Here is a 22,273-nt window from a genome sequence, read left to right as displayed (position 1 = left end):
CAGTACGAATGATGCTGTGGGTTCATAATTTACTGGCTCGCAGTGCGCAAGTTTAGAAATCACGCCGAGTTCACAGCTCCCGAAATCATGACTCTGGAAATCATGACTTCAGATGTCGAAGCTTCGGAGGTCACAGAGCTAAATAGCGGTTGAGCCGACGACGGCGCTCAGCCCAGTCGGGCATATAACGATCCATCCGCGCGCGGAAGCCGGGACCGTGACCGTGCTCGTAGAGGTGGGTCAGCTCGTGAACCAACACATACTCCAACAGGTCAGAATCCAGCCAAGCAAGGTCGGTATTAAGCCGGATACGGCCAGTGGCGGGAGTGCAGGAGCCCCAGCGGGTTTTCATCTTCCGCAGACTGATGCGCTCAGGCCGACGGCCTACCACAGGGACCCAGCGATCCAGAAGGATGGGCAACCTCTCACGGAGAATCCTCTTTGCTTCGGCCTCGGATCGGTCTGGCGACAGCAGACCATCAGCTCCAGGCTGGGCGTATACATCGCGTGAGCGGGCTAGACGTTCTCGAGTGGTTGCGATCCAGCGGCGCTTGCCGTCGATAAAGGCACGAATCTGGTCATCGCCCAGCTTTAGAGGCGCCGCCACTTCCAGATGGCCGTCAGGCGGCTTGACCCGCAGATAGACGTTGGCGATCCGCTTCCTGATGACCAGAACCGTCTCACCACCGATTTCCAGTTGCTCCGACCGGACTAGTTCCGCACGCCGTTTCCGCCTCATGACCCCCATTCTTCCGCCAAGACGCGACGCGACGCCGCCGAGATTGACTTGAGGAGACACTATGGTAAGCTATCCACTTGTGTGATTCTTCGGTCACACGGCATGGGCCTGTAGCTCAGCTGGTTAGAGCGCATCCCTGATAAGGATGAGGTCGGAGGTTCAAGTCCTCCCAGGCCCACGCATTCTTGTGCGGTTGAAGTTCTTTACACATTTACGGGGCTATGGCGCAGCTGGTAGCGCATCTGCTTTGCAAGCAGAGGGTCGCCGGTTCGAATCCGGCTAGCTCCACAGGTAGGTTTTTAAGATTATTTATAGCTATTTATCAGTTACAGACTCATCTCTTATTGACTACTTCATATCATGAATCTGCTGGTTCTTGCGGCAAATCTATTCTATTATCCTCCCACCATGTGCATTCAATGGCCTTGTCCTTTAAGTATAGCCTTTACTGATTGGCTCATGCACGTTCTATTTTAGGCTCAGATTCCCGTAGCTCTCTTTATATTTTTGAACATAAGTGAAACGCGTCTCGTTTAGCTGCTGCGTGACTTCAGACCTCTGTATCTGTCATATTACGTAGTCGAGCTTTTTGGTGCTCATGTCGATTAATGCGCCCGACTGCATTCTTGTAACGGCATGCCCATCTCTATGTTTCCAAATCAGCCTTCCATGACCTACCTGCTATGATTCAATTTTGATATACCTAACGCATCAATTAAATGTCATCCAAGTACCATCATCTGCAGTGCCAAGACAATATTGGCTGGGTATCCCATCAGTTCACTGAGCCTAGACGCATAACGTGATCCCATGTATTTTCGGTTACTTCGAAACTTAGAAACATTTATTCCTGTTTACGTGATTCTGGGTCATCAATGAGTTTTATTGAGGAATCATTTGTTGCTCAGTAACCACATTAATTGCTTATTGTATGGGTCTCCCGTATGCCACCAAGATTATCAAGCCCATCAGAGCCAACATTTTACTATACAAAATAAAATTATATACACACGACTGATTCCGTTATTCACTCCAAGCACATTACCATTTTGAATTAATAAACAGCAAAATGGTAGAGGAAATAGAGATGGAGATAGTAATGGGACGTCTTTATATCATTGGTAACGGCTTTGATATTCTCCATGGTTTAAATACCAGTTGGGAAAATTTTATAACTTCCCCTTCTGGTCAATTATGGCATTCAGACATGTTTGAAAGTCCAGATGACCTTGAACATCCCTGGGCAGATTTGGAGAGCAACCTCGGCAGACCAAATGTCGAAGAGATAATTGGGAAATTTAAAAGTGCTTACCGTGAGGTAGTTAGCTCAAGCAACCCGGATGATGTAGGTCCAATTGAACCCGATAATCTTTTGTTAGAGAATGTCTTAAATGTAGATATTAATGAATACGGAGCTCTTTCTGAACATATAAAAGAATGGATTAGCAACATCGACCTTGATGAAGATTTCTGTACTGTTCCGAATTGGCCATCGCACGATGATCTATTTATAACTTTCAACTATACAATGACACTTGAAAAGAAATATGCAGTGAAAGCAGATCGAGTTTGTCATATTCACGGTTCCACCGCTTCAGGTGAAATAATCGTCGGTCATGGTCCTAGCACCAAAGTAAGGGGTCTTATAGATAAAGAAAGTGAAGAATACGCCCCTTATGACATAAATCCCTATGTCTTCCAAAAAACAGTAGATGATCAAATAAACAAAGCTGCTGAAAGTATAGGTAAATCAATCATTTCTATAACTGAAAAAAATCTCGATGCCGGTTTTGAAGCCCTCGAATCTTTCCTAACTAATATAAATAAACAACCAGTCGACGAGATTATTGTTATCGGTCACTCATTAGGGGAAGCCGACACACCGTATATAAGAAAAATAGCACAAGTATATCCACAAGCGAAATGGACTATTACTTATCATGGCAGTACAAGCTTAAAAGAAGACACTAGGCGAAATAACGAAATGCGCTCAAGAGCCGAGGATAATGGCATCCCCAAAAACAGATTAACAATAATCACGCCTGAAAAGTATTTTATGTGTTTATGACCAACAAGCAGAAAAATCATAACTTATTCTTAAATGGAATGAATCAATTTACACAACAACCAAATCCTGTGAAAAAGCTGGTTTTACGCACATTTTTCTTGACGTAATCTCGTTTTGTGGTGGAAAACATGGGAGCCCTTAATCTTATAGAACAGAACGAGAGGATCGCTAATTGCCTCATCAGCTCATGATCCTGCTGGTGTCCGCACAATCCCAGTCGTATGCTCAAGAATCCCTTAGAACTACGAAGATAGCAGTGGTGAAATCATCTCGTTGACTCCATAGGAGCCAGGAGGAGGACTCGATTCATGCGTTAACGGTTGCTAGGCTTCAAATACCGTCATCTTGACAACCATGTCACGAGCCTATGAATTCGGTCCTGTTTATGCAACTGTATCTTTAACGCATCTTTAAGCAATAGCACATGACAAGATTTCGTGTAGCTTGCTATTTCTAAATGAGAGAGAAGGAAAAATGATACTATAGTCAAACTTTAAAACTCTAAAGGCACCAATAAACTAGTTATCTTTTTGCGCTATTTATGCCTCTTTCATACATCCACGTTTTAGTTACATTCCCATTCGAGAGCATTTCAATAATCGGCCAAAACCTAATTCATTTTACTAACCTCGTCATTCTTGGCTGCCAGAGGGGTCTTTGACCCTATAACCATTACGATAGTAGGCAAGAGTTCGATCGTACGCTGAAGTCACATGACAATACCGCCTTATAGTCTCCACAAATAATTGTGTCTTTTAGTGCGAGCTGTCAAGTTATAAATCTACACCTTGAACTGCTCCGTTTTTAAGTTTTCTCTTTAATGTTCCTCTGCGTTTCCTATATATTTATAGTATTGGATCGGAAGAAATTCTTCCGACAGAAGTATAACTAGGGTTGTGTCAAATAATAAGTTAATTTCATTACGTCGTGTATAAATGATGAGACAAACAACACTCTCTAATCGCATAAGCGTAAAGATAAAGCTCCTCCGGCTGGGGGGAGGGGGGGGGGGGGAGAGAGGAGGTGTCTTAGACCTAGACATCAATAATGCCAAAGAGCGTATTACCAAAAACTCTACTCTTCTAGCAAAGAGTCACTGCTGACACTGGACTTTCAAGCTCTAGCTACCGGCAAACAATCGCAAGGAACCGAATTCATGACAATTCCGAACCAGCTCAAATTCCAAACATTCTTGAGGTTACTCAGACGCTTAATAACAAATTGACCGTTTTGCTGCCAGAGCATATCTCTGAGCTTTACAACCAATAGCTTCAGATACATCTTGATAAACTACCAAATTGAGCCATTGCTCTACTTTGAGTGGTTACGACTAATGACAACAGAATTAGATGCTTTTACCAATTGTTCCCTATCATTCAATACCCACATACTCACAATTCACAGTCATCAGGCATATTTCTTCAGTACCTCTTGGAATACTACTATTAGCCAAATTCAGCAATGGTATGATCTGACGAATGAAGCTGAATATTAACCTTGATTAGACCCGCGAGTTAGGCGATTCAATACGTTGACGCTATATTTTTGACCTCTATAGTCGAAATCCAAAGCTTTACTACCAGTTAAAACAGTCCTATCGTTTTCCCAAGGTTGGATATTGTACGTCTTCCAAAATGCTTGATATTCAGACGGCTTTAGCTTTTCAATTGATCCGACTTTTGATCGGAAATCAGGATTCACATGTGGATCGATTGGTCCGTCAAGATAATAGCTATATCCCAATTGCACAATCAGGGCCTCTGCATCATAATCGTTTTTACCAAAATTTAGATTCGCCTCCACCGTCCTCGCAGTATCACTAAAATATTCCATAACATTTTTATTATTAATAGATGGTACCGAACGGGATATATACCCTCCTTCGTATTCCCACCTACCGTATAAGTCCAAACACGTTCTGTAATAAAACATGCATTCAGTGGGATTTATAACCCCAGCACTAGCGAAAATCTCATTATATTTTATTATGAGATCTTTATCATGAATATCTCTATTCTTTCCAATGATTGCATCGCAGCGCCTTCTGAAAATAAGACGAATAAGAGAATTTGGTTGATGCCTCACTTCAGATCTCATGATCAACATCGCAGATTGCTCTAGCACCTGTTGAACCGTCTCATATTCTTCTGCTACCATGTTTTCGATAAAGTAACAAAACTCTTCATACCAAGCATCTTTAGAAGCTTCATTAGCGCTAAGCAATCTAACAAGAGTTTCTGAATCCGAATCAATGATTTCTCTTAATTCAAAAAGCGAGTGATTAGTAGCTAGCTCGTTGACAAAATAAGCCGACTTGTTTTTCTGAAAATCAGGGGGATTTGACGATCTAGGCTGAAACATCGCTTGCATCAGTTCCGTAACCAGAGTCGTGTCATGCTTCTTATCTTCAACTTTTCTGTTGGTTGGAGAAACTACTTCTTTACTTCCTTTTGACTCTGGCAACCAGCCATCTAATAACATGCGATATTTGTCTGGATGAAACACATAGAGATATATAACAAATAGCTCTTGATCTAATTGGACTTTTCCTGCTTTTCGCTCCTCCATTACTTCTTGTTCTACATAAGCAAGGAACTGATTTGCGTCACGTAATGTACGCTTCTCTTCAGTGAACAATCCTTTAATCATTGAACAGTCACAGCCCAGTTCATTTGTCAATTTAATAGCCATGTAGTGTGCAACACTGTTGGATTGGAGCCGGAAGGGAAGCGCAACCTTTTGATCTATTATTTTGCCCAAATAATTATCTTCAGTATTTTTTAACTTCCGCAAGTCACCCACGAACACTACCCGTGCGGGTTCCTGAAATGCGTTAAGCAAACCAGAAGGTACCGCCCTAACAGAGTTGAAAAGTATATATAACTCTCTTTGAAGATTTTCATCAAGACGGTCGAAATCGTCCACAACAAGTATTTTATGGTGTCTCTTAGATCTTAAAGTCCACGAGGACATAACCATCCTTATACAATCTACGTCCAACCATTTTCTTTTCAAGAACCCATATAATGTGGTCACTATGACAGCTATTGCGGTAATGAGCAGAGGGATATCTCGAGTATTACTAGTCGGCATAACACTTTCATAGGTCAATACGATACTGCCAAATACCATAATGGATATCAAAACCCACCCCAAAAAAGTGCCCAAAAATGACAGGTAAGGATTAGTAACAGCAAACAGCTTTTTGGCCAATGTAGCCTTACTGCTAGGCTTCCATAACGTCAATTGAACGAATTTGAATTGTTTAGGCAAATATGACTCTACATTTTTCAGATATTCACTCTTACCGCTACCCCATGCTCCATCAAGAAAATATATTTGCGATGAAGATACCAACCTCTCGGCAAAGATCTGCGCCTGCTCTTTTGTATCAATTCTGTCTATTCGCAAAACCATCAGCGATCCCTCAAAGTTCTTCCTCTTTGATAACACTATTGCTCAATACACGTGAATTATCTAATTGTTGAACTGAAAATTCATACCCAAAGGCTCTTTGTGTAAGAGAAATCCGTATATCTTTTTGCAAGTATATTTATAGCCGAACCTCATTTTCGAGAGTTTTACCGCTCTCCAGCAATATCTATTATTACACAGTATTCAACATAAGGATAAGTGAATAGAAATAGAGCACCTATACTTATGGAAAGTGAATAAGGCAATTAAGCATCTAATATAGAAGCATTAATTACGGAAGTACGATGTGCTAACGCCTTTGCCAACACATATTCCTTTGGGCTCAAGCTCAACCTGGACGGCTCGCACCGCAATGACTACGGTCATACCTCAGTCTATTAAAACTGCCCCCCATGTCCAGCTTTCCGAGAATCTCCGAATGCTCACGCAGACCCAATTCGAATTAGTAGGCAATGTAAATAACAAACACTCTACACCTAGCTTATTTAAAGAAAATCTGGTCTATCGAAATTATTGACGCCACGATCTCTCCTCTCACCCAAAGAAAGCCGTGCAGAAAGCCAGAACAACGTAACGGCATTTTATCTTGGCACGTTCGTGCACTAAACTGAAATCTTGTCAAATGACACTGAGCCAGTCTTGATTGTTCATCTGTCCGGCCCAAATCAGTATAGGAGCCATCAGCGAACTTTCCTATCCTTTCGTGCTTGCTAAATCTTCGGATAAGGTCCTGTTTCAGATCCGTATCGTCATTCCAGTACAAGAATGCGCACTTGCCCCTTCGAACTAATGTCCTCTGATTTGTCTCTAGTGAGTAATCTCGTTTCAGGTTCGGCGATAAGGAACTCTCAAGTGTGTTCTCTTGTCTTTTACATATTTATTGCTGACACAGATTTGTATATATACAAAGATTCTAGTCAACATTGTAATTAGTCAGCATGTCATCCAAAAAATAATTAGGCAGAAACTAGCAGTCTGCCATTCTGTAGCGTCAGCAACCGGTCAACCCGGGCAAAGACCGAAGGACGATGAGAAACAATCAGACAGGTACGGTCATCCTTCCGCTCAATCAGCCTGGCCAGAACCCGGCCCTCCAAGAGAGCATCCATGTTGCTGGTGGGCTCGTCCAGGAGCATGAAGGGGGCCGAGCTCAGGAAGGCGCGAGCCAATGCTATCCGCTGCCGCTGCCCCTCGGACAGATCGGAGCCGTTGTCGGCAAGTAGATGATCCAAGCCATCGGGCAGCTGGTCAATCAAATCATCCAGGCACGCGTCGTGAGCTGCCTGCTCAATATCCGCCCTGCAGGTATCGGGCCTGGCCAGAGCGATGTTATCCGCCAGAGTGAGACTGAATATGTAGGTGTCCTGGCTCACCAGAGTCTGCTGGGCGCGCAGGTCGGCGGTGCGGATGGTTTCGATAGGTAGACCGGAGACGGTCAGGTCCCCGCCGCTGCGCTCCTGGAACCGCATCAGCAAGTCGATCAAGGTGGACTTGCCGACTCCATTGGCCCCCTGGATGCCGATCAACTCGCCAGGTTTGATGGAAAGATCCAGCTTATCCAAAACCGCAATTCGACCGCCATGTTCACCCGAGTCAGTCTTGCCCGTGTCAGTCTTGCCAGCGTAAGAGAAGGAAACCGCCTTGGCCTCCTCTCCAGTGAACTCCGTCAGGGGATTCCCATGACCGGATTCCACCTCACGTACAGGCGGCTTCTTGTCCAAAAGCGAGAAAACCCGTCGGGCAGCAGCCAGAGTGGGCTGCAGGCCAGCGCCTAGCCGAGCTACAGGTATCAAGGGAGCGAAGGAGGAAAGGAAGCCGACCAGTCCGATCATTCCCCGTGCAGGATTCACCAACCCTGCCGAACCTAGGTGGCAGGCCATCAATGTGAAGACTCCAGCGCAGATCAGAGTGACCACGTTGGTGACCAGATCGTTGGCGATGGTCCGCCCAGATGTGCATCCCCTGGCATCCAGCATCTGGTCCGTGGCGGCTCCTACCCGGCGACGGGTATTCGCCAGAGCGCCCAGCCCCGCCAGCTCTGCGCGGCCCTGAAGGGTCTCCAGAAGCAGAGAGTGCAAATTGGCTTGGGCCGTCCGCTCCTTCATGGCTACCTTGAAGGTGGGCCTTGCGCTCAGGATGGGTATGAGCAGACCGACGATCAGGTAGGAGACCAGGGCGGCCAAACCCATCCATGGCGAGAGCCAAGTGAGCAGAGCCAGGTTGGCCAAGGAGGTCACTAGGGCGATGGCGATGGGCGAAAGCGTGTGAGCGTAGAAGATCTCCAGCAGCTCGATGTCGTTGGTGATCACTGTCACCATGTCTCCGCGTGCTTGGTCCCGCAGGCCGGCCGGGGCCAGGGACCGCATCTTGTCGAAGACCGTCGTGCGGATGTCACGGAGCATACTGAAGGCCATCTCATGGTTGTAGTACTGCTCCCCATAGGCCATGACCCCCCGACCGAGAGCAGTCAGAACCGCCACCAGGGCCCAGACGACCCACTGGCCACTCAGCGGCGGCCAGTCCGTGACCAGACCAATCAGGGCCGCAGCGGCAGCCATCATGCTCCAGACCGCGAAAAGATGGCCCAAGCTACCGCAGAGGATGGCCTTGCCCTCCGTACCAGCCAGGGGCTTCATCAGCCGGGCCATGCGACGCATCATCGTCAGGTTGCTCGTCGTCTGCTGCATGTCTTCACTCCCCGTCCTCATACTGGGCCTGCTCCTTCCACTGGGCGGCAAATCCGCCCCCAGCATCCATCAATTCACGGAAGCCGCCGCACTCCACCAGACGGCCCTCCTGCAGGAAGAGGATGGAATCGGCATTGCGGACCCCAGCCAGGCGGTGGGTGATGGTCAGAACCAGGGACTCCTTGCCCAGCGCATCCATCAGGGCTGCCAGTGTAGCGTCATGTTCGCGGTCCACGGCGCTGGTGGCCTCATCGAAGATATAGACGGGAGAACGCCTCAGAAGCCCGCGGGCAATGGATAGGCGCTGGCGCTGTCCACCAGAGAGGTTGCCTCCCTCAGGATCGATGTGAGCGTCCAGTCCGCCCTTGCTTTGGACCAGACCGGTCAGATCGACCCGGTCCAGTGCATCCAGCAGCTCCCAATCCGAGTAGCCCAGTCCGGCCGGATCGAGATTCGATCTGATGGTCCCGGTGAAGAGGTGGTCGGTTCCCCGAACCACGGTCTGCAGACCGACCAGGTCCTGGCGCGACAGATCGCTGATCTGGCGACCGCCAATGGTCAGCTCTCCGGCATATCCCTGTAAGCGCCCGGACAGCAGGCCCGCCAAGGTGCTCTTGCCAGAACCCGAAGCGCCGACCAGACCCACATGCCCCTTAGAAGGCAGGTCGAAGTTCAGATCAGTCAGGGCCTGGAAGCCGTCAGGATAGGTGTAGGTCAAATCGCGAGCGCGAATGCCCAACGAATCGTCGTCAGACATTTCTGCCTGATCTGCCTGCTCCGAGCCCGATTGCGCCGAATCAATTTTCTGCCTCCTTGCGCCGGCAGAACCCGATGGAGAAATTTGGACAGTATCCAATGCAAGGTTGGAAGCGGATCCCGATACAGGAATTCGGACAACAACCGAAGCTGGTTCCAAATCGGATTCCGATGCAGGTTCCGATGTAGGTTGCAAAGCAGACTTCGAAGCAGATCCCGAGTTGGACTCCCGAACTACTCCCTCTGATGCTTCAAGACTTGCTTCTGAATCCACTGCCGCGGATGCCTCCGGAATCGTTGCCGAAGCACCTTCCGAAGCCACTTTCTTGCTTGATTCAAGAGTCGCACCTGCAGCCGCCGACTCCCCGTTGCTCCCCTGCCGCGCTTGCAGAATATCATCGATGGCCTTGCCCTGCTTGATGGCGACCATGCCGGAATGCATCATGTAGACCAGCTGGCGCTCAGGTGCAAAGAGCCGGACCCCGGCCAGGGCGACAACCAAACAGGACAGCACTCGAGAGGGCCCGTCCTGCCCAATCAGGACCGTGGCTGCCACCGCCAGAATGAGGCTGGTGTAGATGACCACGTCGGCCTTGATCAGCGAGCGCAGCTGCCCGCCAAGGACCCCCATGGTTATCCGGCGGAATCCCTCGGACTCCTCGGCCAGGTCGTCGGCCTGCCGCTGGTCTGCCCCGAAGATCTTCAAGGTGTTGAGTCCCCTCAGGGCATGCTCGAAGTGGACGCCGACCTTGTCATACTTGCGCAGCTGGCCCAGCTGCACCTTGATGTTCTCGCCCATGGTGGGCTTGGAGGCCAGGGGCAGAGCCACCATGCCGATCACGACAATCCCCGCAGCCAAAGGGCTGACAGGCAGGAGGACGGCCAGGGTCACGACCAGCATCAGGGCAGTCTGGACCAGGGTCGGAATATAGGCTGTGAAGTAGGAGACGACCGACTTGACCCCCTCGGTCGAAAGCCTGGCCAGGGTCTGCGCTGGAACACCCAGGTCGTCCTCCTGCCTATTGGGGTCAAACACGGATAGGTACAGGGCCTGGGAGAGCGCCTTGCCCATCCCATCGGCCAGCCGGGCGCTTACGGACCTGGCGATCGCCTGAGTCAGGAACCGAACCAGGATCAGCCCGCCTATCAAGACCGCCAGAGGCCCGGGCCGATTAGGCACCCAGGCAAGGGCATGAGGGACAGGCAGGCCAAGGGAACGGCCCACGGCCGCGATGGCCACCGGCAGGAGGAGGACCTCCGCCAACGCGCCGATCGTCTGCAGGAGGGCCAGCAGGAGGCTGGCGCCCATCCTGGCTCCCGGTAGATGAAGTAGTCGCTTGCTGATCATGCCTGTCCTCCGTGCCGCCTTTCTGATACGCCCCTCTCAGTGGACACTAACAAAATCTCTGCGCGCCAGGCAATACCCTGATTGTGAAGCACTGGCAAGAGACATAAAAAATTATCATTTACTTTCCCTCCCGGCCCTCCTAAACTTGACGGCACAACCTGAAATCGGCGGATATGGCCTAGGGCCGAGCGACCGCCACCCGGATGGGAGCGATCCTTTATGAAAGCACTGAAGACAAAAGACCTGGTCAACGTCGGCATTTTCACGGCCCTCTACTTCGTCAGTATGGCGGTGGGCAACTTCATCACCGTCTTCCTGGCTGGCCTGGTCATGCCCGGCCTGTCCTCCCTCTTCATCCCCGCTGTGGTGGGGCTGGTCTCCGGCCCGGTCTACATGCTGATGATCCGCCGCGTGCCCAGGTTCGGGGCCATCACCATCGTCGGCGTCATCATGGGCCTCTTCCTGCTGGTCTTCGGCCACTTCGCCCTCTCCTTCATCCCCTACGCCTTCTGCGGCCTGCTGGCCGATCTGGTTCAGTCCTCGCTCAGGGAGAGCCGCCCCAACCTGGCCCGCTACCTGAGCTACGTCATCCTCACCTTCGGCTGCACCGGCCCCGTCCTACCCCTCTGGTTCATGAAGGACGCCTATGTGGCCAGCCTGGTCCGCCGCGGCAAGAGCCAGGAGTACATCAACGGGGTCTTCGCACCCATCACCGGAGCCACTTTCCTGGTCTGCATCCTGGCCACCCTGGTCGGCGCCCTGCTCGGGGCATGGATAGGCGCCCGGATCGTCGACCGGCATTTCAACCGGATACCCGCCAAGCAATGAGGCCCATCTCCATCTACACCAGATTCCTGCTGGTCATCTTCGCCAACGCCCTGATTTTCGTCACCCTCCCCACTCCGCTGGTCCTGGCCATCAACATCTACTTCTGCAGCTTCCAGGTCATCGTGGGCAGAGTGAGGAAGGGCCAGGCCTGGCTTCTGGTCTGTCTGGTCTTCGCCTTGGGCGCCTCCCTGGCCATGGTCTTTCCCGAGAACCTGCCGGGGCATTACCTGCTCTTCCTCTTCGTCGGCGTGGGCAGGATCCTCCCCCTGGTGCTGGTGGCGGCCTTCATGATGGGCACCACCAAGGTCTCGGAGCTGGTCTACCTGCTGCGCAAGATTCATGCCCCCCAGTGGCTGGTCATCCCTGTCAGCGTCCTCTTCCGCTTCTTCCCGACCGTCAGGCACGATTATGCCCAAATCAGACGGGCCATGAAGTTCAGGGGGATCGCGGTCACCACCGGCGACATGGTCCGGCATCCGATGCGAACCATGGAATACATCTACGTCCCCCTGCTCAACAACGCCACCAATGTGGCCTCCGACCTGACCTCGGCTGCCCTGACCAGGGGGATTGGCGACCCCGGACCCAAGACCTCCATCCAACGGATTGCCTTCACCAGACTGGATGCGCTCATGTGTGCCCTGGGTCTGGTCCTTATGGGATGTGGAGCCTATGTTGCAATGTTCCAGGCTTAGCTTCACCTACGAAGGCGCCAGCCAGCCATCCCTCAAGGAGGTCTCCTGCCGGATGGGCCAAGGTCGGCTGACCGTGGTCACCGGGCCAAGCGGTTGCGGCAAGACCACCCTGTCCAGGGTCATCAACGGCCTGATTCCCGAACTCTACGAGGGCAAGCTGGAGGGAGAGTGCCTGATCGGGGGCGAGCCCACCACGGCCCGGCCCATCTACCGGCTTTCGGAGCAGGTGGGGTCGGTCTTCCAGAACCCCAAGACGCAGTTCTTCACCACCGATGTCCGCAGCGAGCTGGCCTTCCCCCTGGAGAACACCGGGGTCCAGCCGGAGGCCATCCGGGAGCGTATAGACCAGGTGGCCGACCTCTTCGGCATCGCCCCGCTTATGGACCGGGACATTTTCTCCCTGTCCGGGGGTGAGAAGCAGATGATTGCCATCGCATCCTCCTGCATGATGGACCCGCAGATCCTGGTCATGGACGAGCCCTCCGGCAACCTGGACGTCGAAGCAGTGGCCGGCCTGGCGCAGATCCTGGGCCGCTTGAAGGACCGGGGCCTGACCATGGTCCTGATCGAGCACCGCCTCTACTACCTGGACGGCCTGGCCGACGACTTCCTGGTCATGAAGGACGGCAGGCTGGCAGAGCATCTGACTCCAGCCGCTATGAGGGAGCTGGATGGCCCGAGTCGTCAGGCCATGGGGCTACGAGCCTTGACCCTGGATGCGGGCCAGGACGCGAGCGCCCCAGCCAGGGTCATCAGCGAGAAGACCCCCGACCTGCTGCGGGTCAGGAACCTGACCTATGCCTACCATCACGACCAGCCTCCAGCACTGGATGTGGACGACCTGACCCTGTCCAGCGATGACATCACCGGCATCATCGGCCGCAACGGTGCCGGCAAGAGCACCTTCGCCTCGATCCTGACCGGACTGCTCAAGCCTGGCGATAGATCGGAGATCAGTCTGAACGGGACCAGGCAGACCAGCAGGGAGCGCATCGAGGACTCCTATATGGTCTTCCAGGATGTCAACTACCAGCTCTTCAGCGAGACCGTGGAGGGCGAGATGCTCCTTGGGGCCAGGCGGACCGACCTCTTCAAGGAGGTGGCGCGAAAGCTGGACCTGGATCGGCTCCTGGGCCGGCACCCCAACACCCTCTCCGGCGGGGAGAAGCAACGGGTGGCCATTGCGGCCGCCATACTGTCGGGCAAGCGCCTGGTGGTTCTGGACGAGCCCACCAGCGGTCTGGATCTGCTCCACATGAACCAGGTGACCGCAATGATCCGCTACATGCGCTCCCTGGGGGTCATGGTGGTCGTCATCTCGCACGACCAGGAGTTCCTGGCCCAGACCTGCCAGCGGTTCATCACCTTCCGCCAGGGCAGGCCGGTCAGGGACAGCCGCAAACTGGGTAACCTCCTGCAAGCCCTCTGAGCCTCCGAGCCCTTGCAAGGTCGGTGAACATGACGCCTCCCGGCAGGCGGTTCTCCTGTGTTCCGGACCCCGCGAACGTATACAGTAGTGGGGAAAAGAGCATCAGGGGGCGTCCCTCGCGTCGGACGGCCCCGCCGCACGGTCAGGGTTACGAGAGGGCATGATGGGCTATATCGACGTCATCGGAGAGACGAAACGGTATGTGACCGGCGAGACGACCATCGTGGCCAACAATGCCGTCACCTTTTCTATCGAGAGGGGCGAGCTGGTGGTCATCCTCGGAGCCTCGGGAGCGGGCAAGTCGACCGTGCTGAACATTCTGGGCGGCATGGACACCTGTAACGAGGGCCAGGTGATCGTAGACGGGAAGGACATCGCCGGCTACGACGCCCGGCAGCTGACCACCTACCGCCGCTACGACGTGGGCTTCGTCTTCCAGTTCTATAACCTGGTGGCCAACCTGACCGCCAGGGAGAACGTGGAGCTGGCCTCGGAGATCGTGGACGATGCCGCCGATCCGGTCCAGACCCTGGTCGACGTGGGCCTGGGCGACCGGATCGACAACTTCCCCGCCCAGCTTTCCGGCGGCGAGCAGCAGCGTGTGGCCATCGCCCGGGCCGTGGCCAAGAACCCCAAGATCCTGCTCTGTGACGAACCCACCGGGGCCTTGGACTACCGGACCGGCAAGCAGGTGCTGCGCATCCTCCAGGACCAGTGCCGCAAGAATGGCGCCACCGTGGTCATCGTCACCCACAACGCGGCCATCGCCCCCATCGCCGACAGGGTCATCCGCATGCACGACGCCCGGGTCCAGGCCGTGCAGACCAATGACAGCCCTGAAGACATCGAAAACGTGGAGTGGTGAGGATGCGGCCCGTCAGGAAGGTGCTCTGGCACGACATCCGGATCTCCCTGCGCAAGTCCCTGGGACGGTTCATCTCCATCGTCTGCCTGGTGGCGCTGGGCTCCTTCGCCCTGGTCGGGCTGAGCGTGACCGGCCCGGACATGCGACAGGCCGGCAACGCCTACCTGTCCGACCACCATCTGGCCGACCTGATGGTCATCAGCAGCTACGGGCTCGACCAGGAGGATCAGGATGCCATCGACACCGCCCCCGGCAACTCGGGAATCGAATACGGATATCTGAAAGACGTTGTGCTCAAGGGCACCGACAAGAGCCTGCGCATCTACTCCGCCCCCGACCGGATCTCCACCTATGAGCTGGTCGATGGATCCATGCCGACCAGACCCGACCAGATAGCGGTCGACACGGCCCTGGGTGAGAGCCACCCCATCGGCAGCAGCATCCAGGTGGACGAAAAGGCTGACCAGCTGGGCAGGAAGGTCTTGAAGCACCACAAGCTGCACGTGGTGGGCACGGTCAGGTCAACCGAAATCCTGAGCAAGGTCAACATGGGTCCCTCCACAGCCGGATCCGGATCCCTGGACTCCTACGCAGTGACCACGCCAAAGGCCTTCGACTCGGACGAGTACATGATCGCCCGCCTGACCTTCAAGGATCTGGACCGGATCAGGGACCACTATTCCGACCGGTACATTCAGGCCCTGCAGACCCACAAGGACGATCTGAACAGGATTCTGTCAGGGCGCCCTACAGCGAGACTGAACGCCATCAAGGCCCCCCTGAAGCAGAAGCTGGACCAGGGGCAGGACCAGGTGGACCAGTCCAGAAAGGAACTCGAAGGGAACCGGCAGCAGCTGGACCAGGCCAGGAAGGATCTGGATCAGGGTGCCCAGAGCATCCAGTCCGCCAGGAACCAACTGGCCGCCAAGACTGTACAGGCCCAGGCGACCATCGACCAGGGACAGCAGGAGGTGGACCTGAGCTCGGCCGAACTGGCTCGGAAGCAGAAGCAGTACCAGTCCTCCGCCAGCCAGGTGGCCCAGGGCAGGCAGCAGGCCGATCAGGGACAGCAGGCCATCAACCAGGGACAGGCCAAGCTTGATGGTTCCCGCCAGCAGCTGGAGGGTGGCAAGGCCCAGGCCGACCAGACTGTGGTCCAGGCCCAGGAAGCGCAGAAGCAATGCAGACAGGGCATTGCGCAGGTCACCGGCCTCGTTCAGGCCATCGACGCCCAGTTGGCCAAGCCCGGACTGACCCCCCAGCAGCAGGAGGAGCTCAACTGCAAGAAGGCCGGGTTTCAGGCGCAGCTGGCAGAACTCAACCGGCAATCACCGCAAATCGATGCCCTGGTGACCAAGGCCAAGGCGGGCCGCGATGCCTTCATGACCAACCAGTACGCCCCCGGCATGGCACAGGTTGCGACCAACCAACAGATCCTGGACACAAAGCGTCGGGAGCTGACCCAGGCAAGAGCCAAGGTGGAAGAAGGCGAGCGCCAACTGGCCCGGAGCAAGGCACAGCTTGACCAAGCCTCAGCTCAGCTGGGTCAAGGCAAGGCCAAGATAGCCCAGGCCCGGCAACAGCTGGCCAGCAGCCGCGCCTCGGCCCAGGGGCAGATTGACCAGGCCCAGGCCACCCTGGATCAGAAAACCGCGGAATACCAGACCAAACTGGATAAGTTCAACAGGGAGAGCCCGGACGCCCAGAAGAAGATCGACGACTCCCAGAAGAAGCTGAACCAGGCGGCCGACCAGCTGAGCCGTCTGGAAAAGCCGGTCTACGCCCTGGACTCACGCCGTGAAGCGCCCGGCTCAGAGGGCTACAAGGTCTACGCATCCGTCTCCTTCATCGTGGACTCGCTGGCCAAGGTCTTCCCCTACTTTATGTATTTGGTTGCTGCCCTGGTCACCTTCACCACCATGACGCGTTTCGTGGACGAGGAGCGGATCAACGCCGGAACGCTCAAGGCCCTGGGCTACAGGGACCGGGATGTCATGGCCAAGTTCCTGGTTTATGGCGGAGCGGCTTCCGCCCTGGGCGCGCTTCTGGGTATCATCACCGGCCACACCCTCCTACCCTGGATCGTCTACCAGGCCTATGCCCATGCCTTCGACATGCCGCCCATCCACTACGGCTTCCACCTGCCCATAACTCTCCTGGCCTGCCTGCTGGCCTTCCTGAGCGCCGTGGTTCCGGCCTTCCTGAGCGCCTGGCGGGAGCTGCGCGAGAAGCCGTCGGCCCTCCTCCTGCCCAAGCCCCCCAGCGCCGGATCGAAAATCTTCCTGGAGCGCATCCCCCTGATCTGGAACAGGCTCAACTTCACCCACAAGGTCACCGCCCGGAACATCTTCCGTTACAAGCAACGGATGCTGATGACCATCTTCGGTGTCTGCGGGTCAGTGGCTCTCCTGATGGCCGGGTTCGGTGTGCAGGGGTCCATCTCGGCCATCAACGAGCACCAATTCGGCCAAGTCATTCGCTACGACCTGATTGCTGCCGAGAACAGCCAGGCAACCACCGACCAGCGTCAATCCATCAAAAAACGGCTGGAAAAGCCCGATGTGACCCGTTCCCTGAACGTGCGCTACGAGGAGATGAGTAAGACGGCCGGCCACAACGCCGACAAGCAGTCCATCACCATGATCGCGCCGGCCAGCGCCGAGCACCTGGACGACTTCATCCGCATAAACACCCGGTCTGGGCACAAGCCCCTGAACCTCAAGGGCGACGGTGTGATCCTCTCCGAGCGAATCGCTCAGCTGACAGGGACCAAGACCGGCGACAGAATCACCCTGCAGGATTCAGGTGGCAGGAACAGAACCATGCGGGTGGACGGCATCTGCGAGATGTACCTGGGGCACTTCGTCTTCATGAGTCCATCGGCTTACAGGACCGTCTTCCACCAGGACTTCTCGCCCAACGCCCATCTGGTCACCTTCAAGGACTCCAGCGCGGAGAATACCAGAAGGCAGGCCGCCTCCTTCATGCGGATCGACGGGATCCAGGGAGTGGTGCAAAACACGACTCTGATGAGCCAGATTGACACCGTGGTCACGTCCCTGAACATGATCATGCAAGTGCTGATCATCGTGGCCACCCTGCTGGCCCTGGTCATCCTCTACAATCTGACCAACCTGAACGTGGAGGAGCGGATCCGCGAGCTGAGCACCATCAAGGTGCTGGGCTTCTACGACCGCGAGGTGACCATGTACATCTACCGGGAGACCATCCTCCTATCGGCTATCGGCGTCCTGGCCGGGTACGGGTTCGGGGCCTGGCTGCACCACTACATCATCACCACCGTCCCTCCGGACAACGTCCTCTTTGACCCCTCCATCAGCTGGGTGGCCTTCGTCGTGCCCCTGGTCATGATCACCGTCATCACGGCCGGCCTGGGCTGGATGGTCAACAACAAGCTCAAGCATGTGGACATGCTCGAGGCTCTTAAGTCGGTGGACTAGGCCATATCGGCATTTACCCATGCTCATGGCGTAAGCTGGCACTCCAAGAGTCCATAAGTCCATGCCATCGAGCCATTGAGAATGCAGAAAGCGGAGGACGACGGTGCTGCAGATCGAACACATCTCCAAGCAATACAAAACAGGGGACTTCGTCCAGCAAGCCTTGAATGATGTCAGCGTCAACCTGCGTGACAACGAGTTCGTGGCCATCCTGGGCCCGTCCGGCTCCGGCAAAACCACCCTCCTCAACATCATCGGCGGGCTGGACCGCTATGACCAGGGCGACCTAATCATCAACGGCACCTCCACCAAAAAGTACAAGGACCGTGACTGGGACTCCTACCGCAACCACACCGTGGGCTTCGTCTTTCAGAGTTACAACCTGATCCCCCACCAGAGCATCCTGTCTAACGTTGAGCTGGCCCTGACCATCTCCGGCGTACACCGGCAGGAGCGGCGGGAGCGGGCCAGGAAGGCCCTGGAGCAGGTGGGGCTGGGCCAGCACGTGAACAAGCGACCCAACCAGCTCTCGGGCGGGCAGATGCAGCGGGTGGCCATCGCCAGGGCCCTGGTCAACAACCCCCGCATCCTCCTGGCCGACGAGCCCACTGGAGCTCTGGATTCCGAGACCTCCATCCAGATCATGGACCTGCTCAAGGAGGTGGCCCAGGACCGGCTGGTGGTCATGGTCACCCACAACCCCGAACTGGCCCACCAGTACGCCACCAGAATCGTGGAGCTGCACGACGGCTCCGTGATCAGCGACTCCGACCCCCTGCCCGACGACCAGGTACCCATCCGCCGCGCCCGCCACCGCACCTTCGGCAAGGCCTCCATGGGGCTACTGACCTCACTGTCGCTGAGCTTCAACAATCTTCGAACCAAGAAGGCCCGGACGGCGCTGACAGCCTTCGCCGGATCCATCGGCATTATCGGCATCGCCTTGATCCTGTCCGTATCCACCGGAGTCAACCGCTACATCGACAGGGTGCAGCGGGAGACCATGACCTCCTACCCCATCACCATTCAGGAGCAGTCCTTCGACCTGAACAAGATAGTGGACTCCGCGCAGGAATCCCAGAAGGAGGCCAAGGCCCACAAGGATCTCAAGGCCATCCAGCCGGACGACTCCAGCATCAAGGGGGCTTCCAGCCTGACCAGCAGCATCACCCAGAACAATCTGACTGACTTCAAAAAATACTTGGACAATCCCAAGAGCGAAATCCACCAGTACGTGGGGTCCGTCGGCATCCAGTATTCCTACGCCACCAAGTTTTCGGTCTTCGGACACGATCCGGACGGCAAGCTGGTCTCTGCGGACAAGGTGACTATGAGCGGGCAGGACGACGCCAGCTCCACCGCCAGCCAGATGGCCACGGCCAACACCGACAGCGACATGGGCGACATCCAATCCATGCAGATGTCCTACCTGACCGGCAAGACCGAGAAGAACAAGGCCCCGGAGATCTTCGGTGAGATCATGCCGGGCGCCGATGCCAAGACCACCATCAGCAAGGTGGTGACCGACAACTATCAGGTGGTGAACGGCACCTGGCCCAAGGCCAAGGATCAGGTGGTCCTGGTGCTGGACAAGAACAACCAGATGCCCGTCACCAGCCTCTACAAGCTAGGCATCCTCCCCTCCAGCCAGTACACCGACATGATGAACAAGCTCAACAGCGGACAGGAGGTCAAGGTTGACACCAAGCCCATCGAATACGCCAAGGCCATGGACCAGAAGCTTTCCCTGGTGCCCGCTGCGAACCAGTATGCCAAAGGGACCGACGGCCACTACCACTACATCGGCGACAGCACCGACCAGATGTCCAAGGCCGCCGACCAGGGTCTGCAGTTGCACATCGTCGGCATTGTTCGCCCCAACCAGGGGGCCAAGGCCACGCCACTCAAGGTCGGCGTCGGGTACACCCGCCAGCTGACCGATTACCTGATTGACCAGGCCAAGACCAGCCCCATCGTCACCGACCAGGAGGCTGACCAGGGCCACAGCGTCCTCAACGGGATGGCTTTTGCCCCCTCCGACGATACCGCCAAGGCCAACGATGCCAAGGCCTACATCGCATCCTTGGGCGTCACACAGAAAGCCAGCATGGCCCAGGAGATCATGAAGGGTTCGGCGGCCATGGCCGGCCAGGAGACCCAAGCCCAGGGCCGGGCCGGAGCCGCTGCCAGAGCACAAGGTTCTGCAGGCATCCCCACGGGGGCCTCTGCCGAGCAACAGACGGCCCAGGCCTTCGACCAGTACATCGCCACCGCCCCGCAGGAGGCCCTGGTCGCCATCTACAACCAGTACGTCTCCACCGGCACCTATGCCGACAACCTGAGCGACTTCGGCCTGATCTCCCGGGATGCCCCCTCCCGCATCAGCATCTACACGGATAGCTTCGAGAACAAGAATTCCGTGGGCGACTCCATCAAGCACTACAACGACAAGGCCGCGGAGAAGAACAGGATCGTCTATACCGACTACGTCGGCCTGATGATGAATTCGGTCACCACCATCATCAACGTCATCACCTACGTGCTGATAGCCTTCGTCGGGGTCTCGCTGGTGGTCTCCTCCATCATGATCGGCATCATCACCTACATATCGGTTCTGGAGCGGACCAAGGAGATCGGCATCCTGCGCGCCATGGGGGCCTCCAAGCGGAACGTCTCCAACGTCTTCAACGCCGAGACCGGCCTCATCGGTCTTCTGGCCGGCTTGCTGGGAGTGGGCATCACCCTGTTGCTGATCATTCCAGCCAACAGCATCATGCATCACTTCATGGGGACTACCGAGGTAAATGCGGCCCTACCTGCCTCGGGCGGGATAGCCTTGGTCATTCTGAGCGTGGTCCTGACTCTGATCGGCGGCTTGATCCCCTCACGGAAGGCGGCCAAGCAGGATCCTGCCACCGCCCTGCGCACCGAGTGAGGCTGAGTGACACTGGGTGACACCGGCAAAGAAGTGAATTCCCGCACAGTAGGGCCCTAAGGGCGGTCCCTCTTTACTCAGGAATGCCATAATGAACCCCGTGAATGAGCAATCCAATCAGATGACAGATCAACAGAAGAGACAGCCCCTCTTCCCCGGGCGGGCCTTTATCAGCACCGTCCTGGATGTGGTCGAGAGCAAGAAGACCATGAGCGGCGCCCTGACCGGCAAGTACATGCAGCGGGCCACCATGGCGGGCCTTTTTGTGGGTATCTTCTTCACGGCCTTCTTCGTCATCATGGGCCAGGCCGGCCAAAACCCCGCCGACCACGGCCTGATTCTGGCAGGTCGGGTCCTGGCGGCGACCACCTTCGGCTGGGCCCTGGTCCTGATCTACTACACCAACTCCGAACTGCTGACCTCCAACATGATGGTGGTCACCATAGGCGCCTATCACAAGCGCCTGGGCTGGCTGGCCTCCCTGCGTATCCTGGTCCTCTGCCTTCTGGGCAACCTGGTCGGAGCCCTGATCGTGGCCGTCATCCTGCGATTCTCATCCATCGTCAGCGGTCCTACCCTGGACCAGATGCTGGCGGCCGCGACGACCAAGATCGGCTACGTCTCAGGCGGTCCCATGGGCTTCGCGGACCTCTTCGTGCGCGGCATCCTGTGCAACTTCTGCATCAACATCGCCATGCTCATGGTCTACAACGGCAAGCTTTCCAACGACTTCACCAAGTGCATCATCATGGTCGTGGCCGTCTTCGTCTTCGCCTTCTGCGGATTTGAGCACTCGATAGCGGATTCGGCCCTCTTCCTCATCCTGGGCGTCTTCGGGCGGGTCAACGCCTTGAAGGCGATCCTGGTGGTCCTGGTGGCCATGCTGGGCAACTACATCGGCGGCGGCATTCTGATCGGCCTGAACTTCGCCACAATGAACGACGAGCGCCACTTCAAGGCCTGATAGCCTTCCCGTCAGCCGCCATCCACCTGCTCATCTTGGTTTTATACGTGCCTACGAGCCTGA

12 protein-coding genes and 2 tRNA genes are annotated in these 22,273 nt (G+C 55.4%); 10 read left to right on the top strand and 4 right to left on the bottom strand.

All coding sequences use genetic code 11. The features are described from left to right. Positions 1–130: 130 nt before the first annotated feature. Positions 131–739, bottom strand: a complete 609-nt coding sequence (locus ACVWNW_RS04915) for a M48 family metallopeptidase (RefSeq protein ID WP_454481418.1) — start codon at positions 737–739, stop codon at positions 131–133. Between the two features lie 104 nt (positions 740–843). Between ACVWNW_RS04915 and ACVWNW_RS04910 the strand changes: the two genes are divergently transcribed. From ACVWNW_RS04910 to ACVWNW_RS04900, 3 genes are all read left to right on the top strand, one after another. Further along, positions 844–917: transfer RNA gene (locus ACVWNW_RS04910), tRNA-Ile, on the top strand. 37 nt (positions 918–954) lie between these two features. Continuing rightward, positions 955–1,027, top strand: a tRNA-Ala gene (locus tag ACVWNW_RS04905). 799 nt (positions 1,028–1,826) lie between these two features. Continuing rightward, positions 1,827–2,807: a bacteriophage abortive infection AbiH family protein gene (locus tag ACVWNW_RS04900; RefSeq protein ID WP_461196329.1), complete on the top strand. Its 981-nt coding sequence runs from the start codon at positions 1,827–1,829 to the stop codon at positions 2,805–2,807. A gap of 1,491 nt (positions 2,808–4,298) precedes the next feature. On the opposite strand, the gene ACVWNW_RS04895 is transcribed toward ACVWNW_RS04900, so the two are convergent. The 3 genes from ACVWNW_RS04895 to ACVWNW_RS04885 form a co-directional block, all read right to left on the bottom strand. Then, positions 4,299–6,224, bottom strand: a complete 1,926-nt coding sequence (locus ACVWNW_RS04895) for a P-loop NTPase fold protein (protein WP_454481414.1) — start codon at positions 6,222–6,224, stop codon at positions 4,299–4,301. 974 nt (positions 6,225–7,198) lie between these two features. Beyond that, positions 7,199–8,929: an amino acid ABC transporter ATP-binding/permease protein gene (locus ACVWNW_RS04890; protein ID WP_461196328.1), complete on the bottom strand. Its 1,731-nt coding sequence runs from the start codon at positions 8,927–8,929 to the stop codon at positions 7,199–7,201. Positions 8,930–8,933: 4 nt separating this feature from the next. Continuing rightward, on the bottom strand, positions 8,934–11,033 hold the full coding sequence (locus tag ACVWNW_RS04885) for an ATP-binding cassette domain-containing protein (protein ID WP_454481410.1): 2,100 nt from the start codon (positions 11,031–11,033) through the stop codon (positions 8,934–8,936). 219 nt (positions 11,034–11,252) lie between these two features. On the opposite strand from ACVWNW_RS04885, the gene ACVWNW_RS04880 reads away from it, so the two are divergent. From ACVWNW_RS04880 to ACVWNW_RS04850, 7 genes are all read left to right on the top strand, one after another. After that, positions 11,253–11,861: an MptD family putative ECF transporter S component gene (locus ACVWNW_RS04880; protein WP_101431750.1), complete on the top strand. Its 609-nt coding sequence runs from the start codon at positions 11,253–11,255 to the stop codon at positions 11,859–11,861. Continuing rightward, positions 11,858–12,556 (top strand): energy-coupling factor transporter transmembrane component T, encoded by a 699-nt coding sequence (locus tag ACVWNW_RS04875; protein WP_198216722.1) that lies wholly within the window; start codon positions 11,858–11,860, stop codon positions 12,554–12,556. Before ACVWNW_RS04880 ends, ACVWNW_RS04875 begins: the two co-directional genes overlap by 4 nt. Then, complete coding sequence (locus ACVWNW_RS04870) at positions 12,534–13,985, top strand: ABC transporter ATP-binding protein (protein ID WP_454481407.1); 1,452 nt, start codon at positions 12,534–12,536, stop codon at positions 13,983–13,985. The genes ACVWNW_RS04875 and ACVWNW_RS04870 overlap by 23 nt, the downstream gene beginning before the upstream one ends. Before the next feature lie 163 nt (positions 13,986–14,148). Further along, positions 14,149–14,850 (top strand): ABC transporter ATP-binding protein, encoded by a 702-nt coding sequence (locus tag ACVWNW_RS04865; protein ID WP_454483383.1) that lies wholly within the window; start codon positions 14,149–14,151, stop codon positions 14,848–14,850. A 2-nt stretch (positions 14,851–14,852) separates the two neighbouring features. Beyond that, positions 14,853–18,311: an FtsX-like permease family protein gene (locus ACVWNW_RS04860; RefSeq protein WP_454481405.1), complete on the top strand. Its 3,459-nt coding sequence runs from the start codon at positions 14,853–14,855 to the stop codon at positions 18,309–18,311. A 103-nt stretch (positions 18,312–18,414) separates the two neighbouring features. Further along, positions 18,415–21,246, top strand: a complete 2,832-nt coding sequence (locus tag ACVWNW_RS04855) for an ABC transporter ATP-binding protein/permease (RefSeq protein ID WP_454481403.1) — start codon at positions 18,415–18,417, stop codon at positions 21,244–21,246. 121 nt (positions 21,247–21,367) lie between these two features. Further along, positions 21,368–22,210 carry a formate/nitrite transporter family protein gene (locus tag ACVWNW_RS04850; RefSeq protein ID WP_454481401.1) on the top strand — a complete coding sequence of 281 codons (843 nt, stop codon included), beginning with the start codon at positions 21,368–21,370 and terminating at the stop codon, positions 22,208–22,210. Positions 22,211–22,273: the final 63 nt, after the last annotated feature.

This window comes from Bifidobacterium sp. JNUCC 75, from assembly GCF_054819865.1.
This window is presented reverse-complemented; position numbering and strand designations above follow the sequence as displayed.

What these genes read in the sequence shown, in the direction of transcription:
- ACVWNW_RS04885 (WP_454481410.1), bottom strand. Translation starts at nt 11,033, where the DNA reads ATGATCAGCAAGCGACTACTTCATCTACCGGGAGCCAGGATGGGCGCC.
- ACVWNW_RS04900 (WP_461196329.1), top strand. Translation starts at nt 1,827, where the DNA reads ATGGAGATAGTAATGGGACGTCTTTATATCATTGGTAACGGCTTTGAT.
- ACVWNW_RS04865 (WP_454483383.1), top strand. Translation starts at nt 14,149, where the DNA reads ATGGGCTATATCGACGTCATCGGAGAGACGAAACGGTATGTGACCGGC.
- ACVWNW_RS04850 (WP_454481401.1), top strand. Translation starts at nt 21,368, where the DNA reads ATGACAGATCAACAGAAGAGACAGCCCCTCTTCCCCGGGCGGGCCTTT.
- ACVWNW_RS04880 (WP_101431750.1), top strand. Translation starts at nt 11,253, where the DNA reads ATGAAAGCACTGAAGACAAAAGACCTGGTCAACGTCGGCATTTTCACG.
- ACVWNW_RS04895 (WP_454481414.1), bottom strand. Translation starts at nt 6,224, where the DNA reads ATGGTTTTGCGAATAGACAGAATTGATACAAAAGAGCAGGCGCAGATC.
- ACVWNW_RS04870 (WP_454481407.1), top strand. Translation starts at nt 12,534, where the DNA reads ATGTTGCAATGTTCCAGGCTTAGCTTCACCTACGAAGGCGCCAGCCAG.
- ACVWNW_RS04875 (WP_198216722.1), top strand. Translation starts at nt 11,858, where the DNA reads ATGAGGCCCATCTCCATCTACACCAGATTCCTGCTGGTCATCTTCGCC.
- ACVWNW_RS04915 (WP_454481418.1), bottom strand. Translation starts at nt 739, where the DNA reads ATGAGGCGGAAACGGCGTGCGGAACTAGTCCGGTCGGAGCAACTGGAA.
- ACVWNW_RS04890 (WP_461196328.1), bottom strand. Translation starts at nt 8,929, where the DNA reads ATGCAGCAGACGACGAGCAACCTGACGATGATGCGTCGCATGGCCCGG.
- ACVWNW_RS04860 (WP_454481405.1), top strand. Translation starts at nt 14,853, where the DNA reads ATGCGGCCCGTCAGGAAGGTGCTCTGGCACGACATCCGGATCTCCCTG.